This window comes from Pseudomonas sp. UYEF17 (genome assembly GCF_040546125.1).
Classification (GTDB): domain Bacteria; phylum Pseudomonadota; class Gammaproteobacteria; order Pseudomonadales; family Pseudomonadaceae; genus Aquipseudomonas; species Aquipseudomonas putida_Z.
On record NZ_JBEPNE010000001.1, the window covers coordinates 456,810 to 473,418 of the forward strand.

At 65.2% G+C, this 16,609-nt stretch carries 9 protein-coding genes; 2 read left to right on the forward strand and 7 right to left on the reverse strand.

The features are described from left to right. Window positions 1-78: 78 nt before the first annotated feature. The 3 genes from ABIB24_RS02155 to nfrB are packed head-to-tail and all read right to left on the reverse strand — an operon-like array spanning window position 79 to window position 6,094. Entirely contained in the window at window positions 79-918 is an 840-nt protein-coding gene (locus ABIB24_RS02155) for a DUF4434 family protein (RefSeq protein WP_354316049.1), read from the reverse strand. Beyond that, the gene (locus ABIB24_RS02160) at window positions 918-3,923 is read right to left on the reverse strand and encodes a phage receptor (protein ID WP_274119903.1); all 3,006 of its coding nucleotides are present in this window, start codon (window positions 3,921-3,923) and stop codon (window positions 918-920) included. The genes ABIB24_RS02155 and ABIB24_RS02160 overlap by 1 nt, the downstream gene beginning before the upstream one ends. After that, entirely contained in the window at window positions 3,920-6,094 is a 2,175-nt protein-coding gene (gene nfrB, locus ABIB24_RS02165; RefSeq protein ID WP_354316051.1) for a cyclic di-3',5'-guanylate-activated glycosyltransferase NfrB, read from the reverse strand. The genes ABIB24_RS02160 and nfrB overlap by 4 nt, the downstream gene beginning before the upstream one ends. Window positions 6,095-6,287: 193 nt before the next feature. On the opposite strand from nfrB, the gene ABIB24_RS02170 reads away from it, so the two are divergent. Next, entirely contained in the window at window positions 6,288-6,719 is a 432-nt protein-coding gene (locus ABIB24_RS02170) for a PACE efflux transporter (protein ID WP_025339342.1), read from the forward strand. A gap of 181 nt (window positions 6,720-6,900) precedes the next feature. Then, complete coding sequence (gene ilvA / locus ABIB24_RS02175; protein WP_354316053.1) at window positions 6,901-8,460, forward strand: threonine ammonia-lyase, biosynthetic; 1,560 nt, start codon at window positions 6,901-6,903, stop codon at window positions 8,458-8,460. 668 nt (window positions 8,461-9,128) lie between these two features. Here ilvA and ABIB24_RS02180 read toward each other — a convergent pair. From ABIB24_RS02180 to ABIB24_RS02195, 4 genes are all read right to left on the reverse strand, one after another. Further along, complete coding sequence (locus ABIB24_RS02180; protein ID WP_354316054.1) at window positions 9,129-10,310, reverse strand: DUF8534 domain-containing protein; 1,182 nt, start codon at window positions 10,308-10,310, stop codon at window positions 9,129-9,131. A 63-nt stretch (window positions 10,311-10,373) separates the two neighbouring features. Next, window positions 10,374-10,841 (reverse strand): VOC family protein, encoded by a 468-nt coding sequence (locus ABIB24_RS02185; protein WP_354316055.1) that lies wholly within the window; start codon window positions 10,839-10,841, stop codon window positions 10,374-10,376. A 110-nt stretch (window positions 10,842-10,951) separates the two neighbouring features. After that, on the reverse strand, window positions 10,952-12,571 hold the full coding sequence (locus tag ABIB24_RS02190) for an NADP-dependent glyceraldehyde-3-phosphate dehydrogenase (protein WP_354316056.1): 1,620 nt from the start codon (window positions 12,569-12,571) through the stop codon (window positions 10,952-10,954). Window positions 12,572-12,718: 147 nt separating this feature from the next. Further along, window positions 12,719-16,546, reverse strand: coding sequence for a dermonecrotic toxin domain-containing protein (locus tag ABIB24_RS02195; protein WP_354316057.1), 3,828 nt, complete (start codon window positions 16,544-16,546; stop codon window positions 12,719-12,721). Window positions 16,547-16,609: the final 63 nt, after the last annotated feature.

A 16,609-nucleotide genomic window follows, 5' to 3' on the forward strand; every position in this document is an offset into this window, starting at 1 on the left:
CAGGCCTCCCACAGCACTGGAAATCTGTGCGGTCCCTGTGGGAGCGGGTTTACCCGCGAAGAGGCCGGGCCTGGAGACTCAATTGGTGGGCAGAACACCCCGGGCCCATGGCCGGTAACGCAGGTCGAACACCGCCTCGGCATGGCACCCGGCGCCCAGCTTCGGTTGGGCAGGCTCAGCCCGAAACGCCTGGCCTGGCGCGCTCACCTGGCGGAACGCCTCGCGCACCACGCCTACCCGGCACGGCAAGGCCTGCTCGTAGCCCTGGCGCACCAACGCGGGCAAGCGTCCGGTTCCGGCGCCATCCTGCCACCACACAGTCAAGCCCAACCCGGCCAGTTGATCCAGCCATGCGGCATTGACCCGCGGTGAGAGTTTGCCAGCGCTGAAAGCGCTGATATGCAAAGGCTTGTCCAACTGCCGGTTGAAGGCCTGCAACTGGCTGCGCAGGGCATCACGGCGTTCGGCCTCGCGAAAATGATGGTCGTCCAGCTCCATGGGCAGGTACCAGCCGTCCACCGGCAACTGCCACGCCTGGCGCAGTTGCTGGTACTGGCTGAGCGAGCGCCCCAGCTGCGCCTTCCAGTAGCTATTCAGGCCTTCACCGTCCAGCTCGTCGATGCGTTGGTAATAGGCCGGGTCCATGTACAGCCCCAGTACCAGTTGCAGGCCCTGGGCACGCGCGCTGCGCAGGCTGTCGGCCAGCCAGCCTTGGGCACCGCCGAAATCGCTGTCGCCATAGGCGCTCCACTGCACGATCAGGGTCTTGCCGCCCTGGGCCACGGTGGCGTGCCACAGTTGCTGCCACTGGGCGGGGGTGACATTGGCGTCGCGGTTGAGGGGTTGGTAGAACAGGCGCTGGTCGGCGCTGGCTGGCAGGCACAGGGCAAGCAGGCAGAGGGCCAGGAACGTACGCATCAGAAGGTCATCTCCGCACCGACCAGCACGCCGTTGGCGCGCTCGTATAGATTGCCGCCCAGCGATTGCTGGTATTCGGCACGCACTTTCAGCGAACCGCGGTAGGCGTTGTAGCGGTCGTCATCGAACCACCATTGCCAGCGCACACCAACCCCGGCCCGGGCGTCCTGGCGCCAGTCGTTGCTCGGGTCCTGGCTGGAAAACTCGACAAAGCCATAGGGCATGATGGTTTGCGGCGAGCTGCCCGGCAGCTTCCAGGCGTGGCCCTGCTGGTAGCGCGACAGCCAGGCGTGGTCGCCGGCACGGGTCCACCAGGCGGCGTCGAGGTAGAGGAAGCGCTCGTTCCAGTCGTCTTCATCGACCCGCCAGTCGTTGCGCCAGTCGCCCTGGTCGAGGAACGAGGCGGTGGCACGCAACAGCAGGTCGTTGCTCGATTCGGCGTGGTGACGCAGGTCGCCCCAGTTGCCGCCGACCTTGGCCGGGCTCAGCAGCTGGCCCAGGCTCAGCCCGCGATAGTGCTCTTCGTCGATCTGACGCTGGTGGTACAGCTCGGCATACAGGTTGAGGTTGGCCTGGCCGAATGGCTTGTAGCGCAGGCCGACACCGGTGCCCATGCTTTGCGCGTAGTCGGTGCGGCTTTGCCCACCGAACAGTACCCGGCCATACACCGACAGAGTGCTGCCGTTGCGGCTGGGCTCTTCGCCCAGTGCGTGGTCCCACATGGCCAGCTGCACGTTCTGCGATTGCGCGCGGCGCGAAGTGCCGCTGCGCTGGCCATTGTCGAGGAACTTGTCGTTGGTCGAGGTGCCGGCCGGCGACCAGGTGCTGGCCAGGGTGATGGTGTCGCGCCGCGACAGGCTTTCGTGGGCGCGGCGCTGGCGGTACTTGCGGGCTTCCAGGCTGCCGTATTCGTCGTCGCCGTCGACCAGGTCCTGCTCCACATCGAGGATGCGGCGCAGTTCGCGGCGCGCCGAAGCGCTGTCTTCGGCTTCGTCGTAGCGCAAGGCCAGCGTCTCGCCAAGGCGGTAGTCCTCGGGGAAGTCGTGGGTGGCGCGCTCCAGGTAGGGGATCGACTGGCGGCGCTGGGCCTTGTCCGTCGAGCTGGCCAGGCGCATGCCGTAGTCGGCGCGGTAGCGTGGCTGGTCGGGGGCCAGGCGCACGGCTTCGGCCAGCCAGGCGCTGCTCTGGGCACTGTCGCCAGCCAGTTGCGCGGTGCTGGAGGCAGCGTAGTAGTGGTCGGCCCGCGGGTTGTGTGCCAGGGCCTGGCGCTGGAAGCCCAGCGCGGCCTGGTAATCGCCTTGGCGCTGGGCGATGGCGGCACCCAGGGCCCAGTCGTCGGCGCTATCGTGCGCGGCGGCGTCCCAATAGCGCCGGGCCGCTTGTGCGTCGCCGGCGTTCAGCGCGCCACGGGCGGCGGTGAGGCGGGCGTTGTCGGTCCAGGCGCTGTCCGGCTGGGTGCGCCAGATGGGCAGGGCCGCTTCGGAGTCGCCAGCGGCTTCCAGGGCATAGGCCAGGGGCAAGCGGCTCTCGCTGTCGCCCAGGCGCTCGGCGGCCTGGTAGTAGACCACCGCTTCGCCGGGCTGGTCGGGCATGGCGCAGCGGCCCAAGGCGCGGTACTGGCCGGGCTCGCTCGGGGTGGCCGGTACGGCCTGGCGCACGGCATCGCACTGGCCAGCCTCGGCCAGGCGGCCGAGCAGCTGGGCCCGGGTACTGGCGTCGACCCGAGGGATCAGGCCGAGCATGCGGCGGCTGTCCAGCGGCCCGTCGTTGCGCGCATACAGGTTGCCCAGGCGCTGCAGCAGCGACGGTGCAAGGCGGCCCTGGTGGCGGTCGTAGGCCTGCTCCAGCAGTTGCCGGGCGTGTTCGCCATGGCCCTGTTGTATCAGCAGGAAGGTGGCTTGCTCCAGTGCGGCCATATCGCCGCTCTGCCGATAGCGCTGCTCCCATTCGGCGGCGGTGCGTGGTTGCGGCGGCTGGGGCGGGTCGCCGTACAGGCGTTGCTTGAGCACGGCGTAGGCCCTTGGGTCGGTGCTGGCGGTGCAGCCCTTGAACTGCTCGCGCGCCAGCTCCGGGTCGCGGCGCGACAGCCAGTCGACGGTTTCCAGGCAGGGGCGTTGCAGTTCGTTGCTCAGGCGCTGTACCAGCGGCGCGTCATCGCCTTCGCGGGCCAGCTCCCACAGTTGCTGGCGCTGCTCGGGCTGGTTCAGCTGCGCGGCGGGCAGTGCCTGCAGCCAATGCCGGGCCTGCTGGTTCTGGCCGACGGCGATGGCGCGGTTGGCCATGGCCAGGCGGGCCTGGTTGGCTGCTTCGGGGGAAGGGGCGCTGGGCAGCAGCGCGTTCAGCCCTTTTTCATCTACCTGCTGGATATAGGCATTGGCCAGGCGCTGCCAGTCTTGCGCAGGCAACTGGCCTTGGTCGGCCAGCGGCTGCAGCTGTTCGATGGTTTCCTTCCAGTTGCGCAGTTGCTCGGCGAAGTTGGCCCGGGCCAGACGCAGCACTTGGCCGTCCCCCTGAGGCGGCAGATGGTTGAGCCAGTCCAGCGCCTTGGCGGCACCACCGTATTTGGCCAGGCTCAGGCTATAGGCCTGCCACAGGCGTACCCGGTGGGTGCCGTCGCTGCTGGCCAGCCACTGTTCCACCTGGCTGGCCGGCGGCGGGTCTTGTTCGATCCAGGCCAGGCGCAGTTCAAGCAGGGCGTTGGCGTATTCGGGGCTGTCGCCCAACTGTTCGGCAAGGGCCTCGGCCTCCTTGTAGCGGCGCTGGTGAGCCAGGGCCTCCACCAGCAGCGCGCGGGCTTCGTCGTTGTTCGGCACCCGGCCCAGCACGTGGCGGGTCAGGCGTTCGACCTCGGCCCAGTTGTCCTTCTTCGCTTCGCGGTAGCTGCGCTCCATGAACGGGTAGCTGGTGAACCGCTGAAAGTCGGTCATCGGCGCCGAAGCGGCGCAGGGCAGGGCGGCGGAGCACAGCAACAAGCCAGTGAAAGTGAGGGAAAAGCGCGGCTTCATGCCACCTCCCGGGTCAGGTCAAAGGCGGCCTGCTGTTCGCTGGCCTGTTCGATCAGGGCCTGCTGCAGCACCTGCTCGGTGATGATGCCGCGGGCAATCAGGTGCTCGCCGAGGCTCTGGTGTTCCGGGTCGAAGTCGATCAGCGCCTGGTTGAACAAAGTGACCGGGACCATGCCGCGCACCTGCAGCAGGGCGCCGAGCATCACCTGGTGGTGGCTGACCTGTTCCAGCAGCACTTCGTCGTCCTGGTGGCGCTCGAGGATGGCCAGCATGTCGCGGGTTTCCGGCTTCTGCCAGGGGCTTGGGTAGTGGTAGCGCAGGCCCAGGGTCACCCGGCCCTGGGGCGCCAGGCGGGCGCTGACCGGGCGCTTCAGGTGGCGGCTGATTACCCCCAGCGACACCTGGCTGACCGGGCTTTCGCTGGCCAGCACCAGCGTGTCGCCGTCTTCGGCCACCGGCAGCACGCCATAGTGCGTCGCCAGCTTGCGCGGCAGTTTGGCGATCAGCTGCGGGTCGAGCTTGAACGGGTTGAGCGGTGCCCAGGGCAGGTCCATCTGCTCGGCCAGGGTGGCGACCAGCTGTTCGCTGTTCAGCCAGCCGCGCAGCAGCAGTTCGCGGCCCAGGCGCCGGCGTACCGGGCTGGTGATCGCCTGTTGCAGCTGTTCGTCGCTGATCAGGCCCTTGGCTACCAGGCGCTGGCCCAGCGGCGTGCGGGCGGGGGCGGCGATGGCGGGGAATTCGTGAGTGGTCTTGTCCCAGGCCACGCGCCGCGAGTCACCCATTTCCATCACCTGGCGCAGGGCGCGCAGGTTGGCGAAGAAGTTGACAAAGTTGCTCCACATCATCCGCGGTGCCGACAGCAGCCCTTCGCCAATGCCATAGAAGCGGGTGACGAACCAGGCGCGCTGGAACAGGCGGTTGAACAGCATCAGCCCGTTCAGCCACAGCAAGGTGGTCAGCAGCCAGCTGTCGCTGAGGATCGACATGAAGCGCCACGACTCCGGCGCAATCACCGTGACCAGCCACATGGCCAGCAACACCAGCAGCAACAGGTTGACCAGGAAACTCAGCAGGTAGGCGAACAGGCCGCGGCGGTCACGCCAGAGGAAGTAGTTGAGCGCGCCCTTGCGGCTCCAGCCGAGGTTGCTGGTGCCCTGGAACACGATGCCGACGATCCACCGCGACTTCTGCCGGATGGCATGCTGCCAGTCGCGCGGAAAGTGCTCGCGCACGCAGATCACCTGGGAGAATTCGCGGCTCATGCCCGGGCGCCATTCCTGCTTCAGGGTCAGCGCCGGGTCGCTGATGGAGTAGCGGGCGAAAATGCACTTCATGCCCTTCTGCTTCAGGCGGAAGCCGATGTCGTAGTCTTCGGTGAGGCTTTGTACGTCGAAGGCGATGCCGTCGCCGTCCTCGAGCAGCGCACTGATGGCGCGGCGGCTGAAGCAGGTGCCGACCCCGGCGCTGGGCACCTGGCCTGTCAGGGCCTCGCGCACGATCACGTCCTTGCCGTGGTTTTCGGCGAACTCGTCGACATAGTGGCCGGCGGTGAAGCCTTTCCATTCCGGTGCGTAGGGGTACACCGGGATCTGGATCATGTCCTTGTTCGGCAGCAGGTAGTTGAACAGGCGCAGCTCCATGGGCGAGATCACATCTTCGGCGTCGTGCAGGATGAAGCCGGCGAACTGGATGCCGGCGTCCTGCTGGAAGCGCAGCAGCGCGTCGATGATGTTGTTCAGGCAGTCGGCCTTGCTGGTGGGGCCGGGGCGGGCGCAGACCACCTTGTGCACGTTGGGGTAGTGCAGGCACACCGCGTCGACGTCGGCCTGGGTTTGCGGGTCGTTGGGGTAGGTGCCGACGAAGATCTGGTAGTTCTCGTAGTCGATGGTAGAGGCTGCCAGGCGCGCCATCTCACCGACCACGCCCACTTCGTTCCAGGCCGGGACCATGATGGCCAAGGGCTTTTCCGGTACCTCGAACAGGCGTTTTTCGTCGGCTTTTTCGTACTTGTCGTAGATGCGAAAGCGCCGGATCAGCTTGCGGCCCCAGTAGCAAAGGTCGATGAACAGGTCATCCAGGCCCAGCAGGAACATCAGCGTTGCGAGGACGATCGCGAGTATCTTCAGGCCGAACAGCACATAGGTGAGAAAATCGATGAATGCCAGGCTCATGTGCCGGTCACCGGCAGGAAGGGGTGGGCCATCGTCTATATCCTCGTTCGATTCCCTGGACGAAGTTGTACGACTTGTCGCCGTTTGTACTGGATAGATACAAGCAGCCGAACGCGGGGTTGTCCAAATTTCAGGCTTTTTCTTGTGGGCCACTTCTTGTAGCTTTACAGGTCGTTTACCCAGGGAGCTGAACATGCAAGGCAAGGCACGCAAGATCGTCCAGGCCATTCTTTACGAAGCCATCGCTGTCGCCTGCGTGGCGCCCGCGCTGGAGCTGGCGTTCGGTGCCGGCATGGCGCAGTCGACCGTGCTGTCGGTGCTGATGTCGGGCATCGCGATGAGCTGGAACATGGCCTACAACTGGGTGTTCGAGCGCTGGGAAGCGCGCCAGCACCGGCGTGAGCGCACTTTCCTGCGGCGCCTGCTGCATGCCCTGGGCTTCGAGGGCGGGCTGGTGCTGATCCTGCTGCCGCTGGTGGCGTACTGGCTGGATGTCAGCCTGTGGGCGGCGTTGCTGACCAACCTGGCGTTGTTCGTGTTCTTCTTCGCTTACGCGTTTGTGTTCCAGTGGGGCTTCGACAAGGTGTTCGATGTACCGCTTTCGGCGCAGCAGGCGAAGTGTTGACTTTGTGCCGTACTACCGGCTAAGTTGCTACCCCATGAATACTTTCACGCACGTCAACGCCATTATTATTACCGCCATTATCAGCTTGGCGGGCTAGCGCGTACGTGCACCGAACCCGCCCTGGAGGCGGGTTTCTTCTCTCTGACTCCTGGGCAACGTGAACACAGCCAAGGAGTCATCGATGACCAGCTTCGTCAGCCCTCGTTCTACCGTCCCCCCCCAGCAACTGCTGTCGGAGCAGGTGCGGCGCATTCTTGCCGCCCCGGTGTACGACCTGGCCATCGAAACGCCCTTGCAAGCTGCGCCTGCGTTGTCTGCCAGCCTGGGCAACCAGGTGTTGCTCAAGCGGGAAGACCTGCAGCCTACTTTCTCGTTCAAGATCCGCGGTGCGTACACCCGCCTGTCACGGCTGAGTACCGTGCAGCGCGAGCGTGGCGTGATCACCGCCTCTGCGGGCAACCATGCCCAGGGTGTGGCCCTGGCGGCATCGCACCTGGGCATGAAGGCCACCATCGTCATGCCTACCACCACGCCGTCGCTGAAGGTGGAAGGGGTACGTTCGCGCGGTGGCCATGTAGTGCTGCACGGCGAGAGCTTCCCCCATGCCTTGGCCCACGCGCTGAAACTGGCCGACAGCGAAGGTGCCACCTTCGTGCCACCGTTCGATGACCCGGATGTGATCGCCGGGCAGGGCACCGTGGCCATGGAGATCCTGCGCCAGCGCCCGGGTGCGCTGGACGCCATCTTCGTGCCGGTGGGTGGCGGTGGGCTGATCGCTGGCATTGCCGCCTATGTGAAGTACCTGCGCCCCGAGGTGAAGGTGATCGGCGTCGAGCCGGAGGACTCCAACTGCCTGCAGGCTGCCATGGCCGCTGGTGAGCGGGTGATCCTGCCGCAGGTCGGCACCTTCGCCGATGGTGTGGCGGTGGCACAGATCGGCGCCCATTGCTTCGAGCTGTGCCGGCACTTCGTTGACGAAGTGGTGACCGTGAGCAGCGACGAGCTGTGCGCGGCGATCAAGGACATCTATGACGATACCCGCTCGATCACCGAACCGTCCGGGGCCCTGGCCGTGGCCGGGATCAAGAAGTACGTGGCGCGCGACGGCGTGCAGGGGCAGACCCTGGTGGCCATCGATTCCGGGGCCAACGTCAATTTCGACCGCCTGCGCCATGTGGCCGAGCGTGCCGAACTGGGCGAGCAGCGCGAGGCGATCATCGCTGTCACCATTCCGGAACAGCCGGGCAGCTTCCGCGCCTTCTGCCAGGCACTGGGCAAGCGGCAGATCACTGAGTTCAACTACCGCTATTACCCCGGCAAGGAGGCGCGGCTGTTCGTGGGTGTGCAGACACACCCGCTGCACGACCCGCGCGACCAGTTGCTGGCCAGCCTGCGCGAGCAGGGCTACAGCGTACTGGACCTGACCGACAACGAACTGGCCAAGCTGCATGTGCGCCATACCGTTGGCGGCCATGCCGCGCCCGGCGCTGACGAGCGGGTGCTGCGCTTCGAATTCCCCGAGCGCCCGGGGGCCTTGCTGGGCTTTCTGGAGCGGCTTGGCAAGCGCTGGAACATCAGCCTGTTCCATTACCGCAACCATGGTGCGGCGGAGGCACGGGTATTTGCGGCGCTGGAAGTACCGGGGGATGAGTTGGCGGGGTTGCCATTGGCGCTGGATGAGATGGGGTACCGGTACTGGGATGAGACCGACAACCCGGCGTACAAGCTGTTCCTGGGTTGATACACAAACCTCATGCAGCCTGTACGGGCCTCATCGCCGGCAAGCCAGCTCCCACGGGTGCAGCGTTGATCTCGAGGTTGTCGCTGTACCTGTGGGAGCGGCCTTGTGTCGCGAAAGGGCCGCAACGCGGCCCCAGGATTGATGCGCAATAGTTGAAATTGCTGGGGCTGCTTTGCAGCCCTTTCGCGACACAAGGCCGCTCCCACAGGGGATCGCGCCAACTTTTAGAATTTGAGCAAGACAGTTGCTTCCACATGGCCAGCGTCGCCCTCAAGGCATGCACTGGACCTGTAGGAGCGGCCTTGTGTCGCGATAGTGCCGCGAAGCGGCCCCTGGGTTTCAGCACTAGTGCATGAATTGCCGGGGCTGCTTTGCAGCCCATCGCGACACAAGGCCGCTCCTACAAGGTTTTGTGTGTGCTGGTAGATGGTGCTCGGCGCTCACGCATGAAGAAACCAGCGACGAATTTGTGCCGGCAAGCAACTCCCACGGATGCAGCGTTGATCTCGAGGTTGTCGCTGTACCTGTAGGAGCGGCCTTGTGTCGCGATAGGGCCGCGAAGCGGCCCCTGGGTTTCTGCACTAGTGCATGAATTGCCGGGGCTGCTTTGCAGCCCATCGCGACACAAGGCCGCTCCTACAAGGTTTTGTGTGTGCCGGGAGATGGGCTCAGCGCTCACGCATGAAGAAGCCGGCAACGAATTTGCGGAAGGTTTCCAGGCTCTTGAAGTCGGCGTAACGCTTGAAGTTTTCGGTATCCGGTTCGGGGCCGATTGGCTGCTCCAGCAACGATACCGACAACACTCGGTCCTGGTCCGAGGTCATTACCAGTTCATCCATCACCTGGCCGCCGATCACCGGGCGGCGCATCTGTACTTTCACACCTTTGCCGGCCATCCAGTCGACCAGCGATACCAGGGCCTTGAGCGGCTCGCGCTCTTCGTCGCGATACACCGGGAACAGGTGGGCGCGGGACAGTACCGGTACGCTGGCGACATGGATCAGCTCGTAGTAATGGCTGCCGGCACTGGTCGGTGAATAGAGCATCAGCGCCAGCAATGGCCCGTTGGTGCGGTTGCCGCCCCAGTACAGGTGGTGGCCCTGGAAGTCAAAGCCGTCTTCACTGCGGTTGTTGAACAGCTTGCGCCCTTTGATCTGGTCCACGCAGTCCAGCAGCAGGCCGTGGCGGCGGTGGTTGCCGAACACCGTGGCTTCGCGCAGGCGGGACTTGAGCATCATCATGTGCTTCATGTCCAGGCGGGTTTCCAGGTAGTTGCTGGCGGGCACCCGTTCCAGCAGCGGATAGCGGCTGGCAACGCTGCGCAACTCGGCAAACTGCCCGGTCAGGTCCTTTTTCAGGTGCGTGGCATACAGGTTCAGGCCACTGGTCTCGATCCAGGTCAGCAGCAGTGACAGCAGGCGCTGTTGGTCGCGCCGCTCGCTGCCATCGCCGCCGGCACCGGCGGTGCCGCTGCGAAAATCGCCGATCAGGCGCAACGGTGTGTCGGGCGGCAGCCAGGCAGCGGGTGGCGCGGGGTCGTTCTCGCGCTCGGCCGCTTCCCGCTCGTCCTTGGTGAACGGGCAGCCGGGCGCGTGTTCGGCGGTACCCGGGTTGTTCTTGAGAAACAGCGTACCGGTGCTGCCGTTGAGGGTGACATTGAATACCGGCAAGGCATCGTTGCGGCAGTCGCAGGCCAGCCACTGGTTGGCGTTGCGCACCTTCATCAGCAACTGGTTGGCCTGCAGCAGGCGCGGGCCGGCGAGGCTGCAGGTGGCAAAGCCGACCAGCAGCTCCTCTTCTGCAGGGGTCAGGCTACGGACCTGTGCGGCGGTTTTGTCGATGATTCGCATGAAGCAGCTCCCAGCTACGAGCCCCAAGCTTCAAGCAAAGTCGCGCCGCTTTCAACTTACCGCTCAGTTGCCACCGAACATCTTCGCCGCGCGGGCGCGAATTTCGTCGGGGGTCAGGTCCTCCTTGTGGGTGGAAACGAACCAGATGTTGCCGAACGGGTCTTTCAGGGTGCCGCTGCGGTCGCCGTAGAACTGGTCGGTCAAGGGATGCAACTGGGTGCCGCCGGCGGCCAGGGCCTGGGCGTAGACCTTGTCACAGTCTTCGACATACAGGTGCAGGCCCACGCCTGTGCCGCTGAGCTTCTGGCTGGCGGTGAGGCCGCCTTCCATGTCGCAGGGGTCGCCCAGCATCAGCGATGAATCGCCGATTTTCAGCTCGGCATGGCCAACGCGGCCGCCAGGGGCATCGAGGCGGAACATTTCCACTGCGCCGAAGGCCTTCTTGTAGAACTCGATGGCCTTGGCGGCGTCATTGATGGTTAGGTAGGGCGTGATGCTGTGCTGGCCTTCGGGAATGGGTTTGGCTGCCATGTTCGACTCTCCTTGGAAGTGGGCGCCGGTTGGCGCCCTGATGCTTAGAGTCGTTTGCGCGGATGGAAAATCGACAGGGGCGATAGACCGATTCTCTATAAGCGCGGCGGTCAGAAGATGTAGTCGGTGGTCAGGAAGCTCGACTGCCGGTTGCGAATGATCTCGCTGATCAGTTCCTTGTTGGCCTCCTGGAAGCGCGTTGCGACCAAGGTGCGGATCGAGAACACCCGCAGGGCGTCATGTACCGACAGGGTGCCTTCGGCGCTGTTCTTGCGGCCGTTGAACGGGTAGGTGTCGGGGCCGCGCTGGCATTGCGCGTTGATGTTGATGCGCCCGACCTGGTTGGCGAACATGTCGACCAGGCTGCCGATGGTCGCCGGGTCATTGCCGAACAGGCTCAGTTGCTGGCCGTAGTCGGAGTCCAGTACATAGTCGATCACCGTCTGCAGGTCGCGGTAGGGCACTACCGGCACCAGCGGGCCGAACTGCTCCTCGTGGTACACGCGCATATCGCTCTTCACCGGGTACAGCACGGCCGGGTAGAAGAACGAGCCACGGCTGTGCCCACCACCTTCGTTGAGCACGCGTGCGCCCTTGGCGGTGGCATCGGCGACCAGGCCGTCGAGGTAGTCGACCTTGCCGGGCTCGGGCAGCGGTGTCAGCGCCACGCCCGGCTCCCAAGGCATGCCGGGCTTGAGCGCGGCCAGCTTGCGCTGGAACTTGTCGAGGAAGGCATCGACCACGTCCTCGTGGACGAACAGGATCTTCAGCGCCGTGCAGCGTTGGCCATTGAACGACAGCGCACCGGTGACGGCCTCTTCGACGGCGTTGTCGAGGTCCACCTGGGGCAGCACGATGCCCGGGTTCTTGGCATCCAGCCCAAGCGCGGCGCGCAGCCGGTGTGGGCGCGGGTGCAGCTTCTTCAGGTCGCTGGCGGCCTTGTGCGTGCCGATGAAGGCGAACACATCGACCTTGCCGCTGGCCATCAGCGCGCTCACCGTTTCCCGGCCACGGCCGTAGATGACGTTGATCACCCCCGGCGGGAAGCTGTCACGGAAGGCCTCGAGCAACGGCCGAATCAGCAGCACGCCGAACTTGGCCGGCTTGAACACCACGGTGTTGCCCATGATCAGCGCCGGGATCAGCGTGGTGAAGGTTTCGTTCAGCGGGTAGTTGTATGGCCCCATGCACAGGGCCACGCCCAGTGGTGCACGGCGGATCTGGCCCAGCGTGCCCTGTTCCAGCTCGAAGCGGCTGGAACGGCGGTCGAGGTCCTTGAGGGCGTTGATGGTGTCGACGATGTAGTCGCAGGTGCGGTCGAATTCCTTTTCCGAATCCTTGAGGTTCTTGCCGATCTCCCACATCAGCAGCTTGACCACGGCCTGGCGCTGTTCACGCATGCGCGCCAGGAAGGTCTCGACGTGCTGGATGCGCTCGGCCACGCGCATGTTCGGCCAGGCGCCACGGCCTTTGTCGTAGGCCTGCACGGCGGCATCGAGGGCGGTGAGCGCGGTGTCGGCATCGAGCAGTGGGGCGCTGCCCAGCACTACCTGATGCTCATCGTTGCCTTCCTTGAGCCAGACCGGGCTGCGCACCGTGGCCAGGGGGCCGTCCCAGCGCCTGAGCTCGCCGTTCACCAGATAGTCGCGTTGTTCCAGGGGGGCTTCCAGGCGCCAGGTTTCCGGGATGTTCTCGGCGCTGGGGAAGAGTGAATCGAGCAGACGGTCCATGGGTACTGCACCTCACATTGCTGGGCGGGTTTCAAGCCGGGTGAATCGCTTCAGCTGCGAGCATGCACCGGCCGCCGGAAAAACACCAGTCTGGCTTAACCTGGCCGCAAATGCCTGCCTGTCGTGCAGGCAGGCACTCGGGGGCGGTCAAAGCGGGAGGTTGAACAGGTCGTACGGTGGGTGCGTCAACCATTGCTGACGCAGGGCGGGGTCTGCCTCGATCAGGGCCAGGCGCCGCCAGAACTCTGCACGGGCTTGCCTTGGGTGGGACAGGAACGGTTCAAGTTCAAGCAAGGGCCTGAGGTCGCGCCGATACTGCAGCGGCAAACGCTGCCACAGGGCCAGTTCGGCCGGGCCGGTCTGTTCGAAGAATTCCAGGTAGTCACCTTCACACACCAGCAGGTCCACCTGATGCACGGTGTTGTAGGCCTCGATCTGCGCGAGCACAGGTTCGCCCAGCCATTCGCTTTCCAGGCGCAGGGCGTTTGCGACTGGCCGTGGCAGGTTGAAGTCGTCTGGCAGCCGCAGCAGCTGGTTGTCGCCAATGTCCAGGATGATGGGCTCGATCATCTGGTCCAGGCCTTGCGGCAATTCGCTGAGCGCACAGTCGTTCAGGAACAGCGTCCTCAAAAAGGCCAGGCCGCGCAGGTCCGGGGCCTGCAGCAGCGGGTTGCCCGAAAGGTCCAGCACGTTGAGGCCGGTGCAGCGGTTCAGTGCCTGCTGAGCCTGGCTACTCCAGGTAATGCGGTTGCCTTCCATATCCAGCCAGGCGAGGTGCTCAGGGTTACCCAGGCGGGGCACGGTGTCGAACCGGCAGTCGGCCAGCAGCAGGCGATTGAGGTTGGGGAAGCGCTCGTAGAACTCGGCCGGCAACTGGCTGAGCGAACGGTTGTAGCTGAGTGACAGGTGCTGCACATGGGTGAAGTCGTCTGGCAAGGCCAGGCTGGCCAAGTCCTGGTTGTCCAGCTCCAGGCCGGACAGGTCCAGGCTGTGCAGGCTGCCACCCCCTTCAAGCGCTACGGTCGACAGCCGCCGCCAGGCGTTGAGGATGGGGCGGATGGCCAGGTGCCGCTGGTGAGGGCGCTGCGGATCGGGCCGGGCCCATTCATGCAGGTCGCGGCGCAACGTATCCAGCCGCTGCTGCAGGTCGTGCAGCCGCTGTGTGGGTGAGCGAATGTCATCGACGTACGGGTTGTCCTCGTCGTTGCCGAGCCAGTTTTCGAATTCCCAGTCGGTGGCGTCGGGGAACAAGCGCCGATAGGCCCCGGCCAGCGAGCCTGCCAGGCGCGGCTGAGGCGGTTCGGGGTCAAGCGGCCGACCGCCGCGCAAGCCGCCCATGGGCTTGCGCACCAGCGCGCGGTGACCCCAGAAGCGTTGGGCCAGTGTCTGTCTGTGCAGGTCGACCCAACCCAGTACGCGCTGGCGTAGCGAGCTGCCATCGGCCGTCGGGATACCCAGCGTATCGCGATGCGAGCGTGGCAGTGCCTGCTCTATGGCACGGCAGAGGTCCGGATCACGCGGTCCAGGTGCAGGGCGCTCGCCTCGGTCGACCTCATAGCCTTCGGCCGTTTTGATCACACGGCGCAGGGTGCTGGCCTGGTCGCTGCCGACATGCTCCAGCAAAGGGCCTTGGGGGCTTGCGCCATGCAGCTCCAGGCGCAGGTCCGCAGGCCAGTCGGGCATGGCATCCAAGGCGCTGAACAGCAGGCGTTCGCTGTCGCTGCTGGCCCGGGCTGGCTGAAGCACACCCTCCAGGGCGCGTACCAGAGGCAGCTCGCTGTGCACCTGTTCCAGTGCCTGGCGAACCTGAATGGGTAGCTGACCCTGCTGTTGCCAGGCGAGCGATTCAGCCTCGCCCAGCGGTGTCAGCAAACGCGTGGCCAGGGCAGGGGAAAGCCGCGGATAGGCAGCGAGCAGTTTCTGCGTTGACGGGGTGGTGGGCGCGCTGCCGTTGTAGAGGCGCTCGAACAGGCCCGGCGGGGCCCTGTCGGCCAACGCCTCTACCTCGGCCTGTGCCGCCATGCGTAGCAGGACATCGAGCAACAGCGCGGGCGTTGCTCGGCCTTCCAGGTGCACCCGGCGCAACTGCGCGGCGTCGATGCCGCAGAGGCGGCCGGCCTGCGTTAAGTGCTCTGGCGTGAAAGCGGCATATGCAGGGCCGAGACGGCGCGCCAGCTTCGCGAATGGCCACTGGCCGGGCTGTTCATGCTGGCCGCGCCAGGCACCTTGGGCATTGTGCGTCAGCGGTGGCTGCCAGGCGTCGGGCGTGTCGGGGTGAATGACCCGCCATTGCTGCAGGTCTTGATCGAAGCGTTGTTCGAAGAGCTGGCCGTCCATGCGGATGAAATACCGGCCCTGATACAGGTACTGGCCAAGTGCATTGGGCTGCAGGGTTTCGGGCAGTGTCACGGCACTGCGGTAGGGGGCGAGGTCTTCATTCCAGAGCCGGTAGCGCCCGTCGTTGCCGCGTACTTGCTGCAGGCTTTCCATCAACGGGCTGTTGAACAGCTTGGGCACGACCTTGCCCGCTGCCACGAACCCTCCGATCAGGGCCAGGTTCAGGCCGACCGCCTCCAGGTGGCGCAGCGCCAGGTGACGGTCGCCTTCATGCCAGGCCTGGTAGCCCTCGAAGGCCTCGCCGAGCAGTTGGCAGGCAGTGACGGCCAGCATCAGGGTGCCTGCACCCGGAATGAAGAACGCGGCAATACCGAGTGCATCCAGGCCAAGGCTTTCCCATTCCTCCAGGCGCCTGGTTCGCGCGTTGGCATCGGCCATTGCTGTCGGAACCGCCAGCAGGCTGGCTTCGTGCTTGAGGCGAGCAAGGTGCAGGTCCTGGTAGTGGCCGAAAGGCTCGGCCGTGATGGCCACGCGTGTGGGGCGCAGGTCCGCTTGCGCTGCGCGCTGCCAAGGGCGGTCAAAGGCCGTGTTGCCCGTGGCGTCGAGGTTCTGCTGCAACAGGTCGAGAAAGTGCGTGCGTTGGTCCTGCCTGATGTAGGCCGTGAAGGCCTGGCGGGCATCGGGCTCCAGCAGCAAGGTCGCCAGCGTGTCGTGTACCGCTTCCAGGTTGCTGCATTGACGCAGGGCCGGGTCATGGCCGGGCAGGTACAGCGCCAGCCCCGCACTGCCGGCATCGATCAGCATGACCTCGTGCAGGGGCGTGCCGAACAGCGCCAGTTGCCAGCACCTCACGGCACCACCCTGCAAAAGCTGTTCGACCTGATCGCGCGTGCTGCCGTCAAGCAGGTGCCGCAGAAAGGCAAGGTCGGCCGCCAGGCGCAGGCGGTCTTTCTGAACCTGGATGGCCAAGGCCCGGGTGGCGGGCTGGGCAAGGTGCTGTGCCAGGTGGGCCTGGTAAGCCTCACCCAGGTCCAGGTCACGGCACTGTGTGGCGAAAGCGGCCGGCTCAAGTGGCAGCCGTTCCACCTGATAGTGCTCCGACTGCAATGGAAAGTGCGCGACGGGTGATTGCATGCCGAAGGGGGCGGAGCCTTGTACCAGAATCGGCGTCACCTGAATGTTATCGCCCAGGGCAATGGCACTTTCAGCGGTGAACACTTCGTCGCTGGCGAAGTTCTGCAGGGCGGCCTGTAGCAGGTTGTCGCGGCGATGGCGGTAAAGATAGCGCAGGGCTGCCCAGTGCCAGCTGCGCTCGACCCGCAGCAGTTGGCTATTGCGCAGCGGCGCGTGAAAGCCTTGTTCGGCAAGACGCCGTTGCAGCAATGGCTCGGCGAATTCAGTGATCTGTTTCAGGCCTTTGAGCGAGCCGGCCAAGGCTGCTTGCGCCTGCATCAGGCGCGCCTGGCTGGCATGCACTGTTTCACGCAGGTCGGGGGCAGCATTGGCGAACCAGTCCTGCGCCTTCCACGGGGCGATCTGGGTTCGCTTCAACGCGGCCCATTGATTGGGCGTTACCTGGCGCGCCCAATGCGGCAGCTGCGCCTCGAGCAAGGGTTGATGAGGGTTGATGGCTGGCATGTCGATGCTCCTTTCATGCAAAGAGGGGGCATCAAACGGTATTTATCGATGGCCAAGTGGTAA

Bases quoted from the DNA above. Each gene is read 5' to 3' on its own strand.
- ABIB24_RS02155 (WP_354316049.1), bottom strand. From the start codon at position 918: ATGCGTACGTTCCTGGCCCTCTGCCTGCTTGCCCTGTGCCTGCCAGCC.
- ABIB24_RS02160 (WP_274119903.1), bottom strand. From the start codon at position 3,923: ATGAAGCCGCGCTTTTCCCTCACTTTCACTGGCTTGTTGCTGTGCTCC.
- nfrB (WP_354316051.1), bottom strand. From the start codon at position 6,094: ATGAGCCTGGCATTCATCGATTTTCTCACCTATGTGCTGTTCGGCCTG.
- ABIB24_RS02170 (WP_025339342.1), top strand. From the start codon at position 6,288: ATGCAAGGCAAGGCACGCAAGATCGTCCAGGCCATTCTTTACGAAGCC.
- ilvA (WP_354316053.1), top strand. From the start codon at position 6,901: ATGACCAGCTTCGTCAGCCCTCGTTCTACCGTCCCCCCCCAGCAACTG.
- ABIB24_RS02180 (WP_354316054.1), bottom strand. From the start codon at position 10,310: ATGCGAATCATCGACAAAACCGCCGCACAGGTCCGTAGCCTGACCCCT.
- ABIB24_RS02185 (WP_354316055.1), bottom strand. From the start codon at position 10,841: ATGGCAGCCAAACCCATTCCCGAAGGCCAGCACAGCATCACGCCCTAC.
- ABIB24_RS02190 (WP_354316056.1), bottom strand. From the start codon at position 12,571: ATGGACCGTCTGCTCGATTCACTCTTCCCCAGCGCCGAGAACATCCCG.
- ABIB24_RS02195 (WP_354316057.1), bottom strand. From the start codon at position 16,546: ATGCCAGCCATCAACCCTCATCAACCCTTGCTCGAGGCGCAGCTGCCG.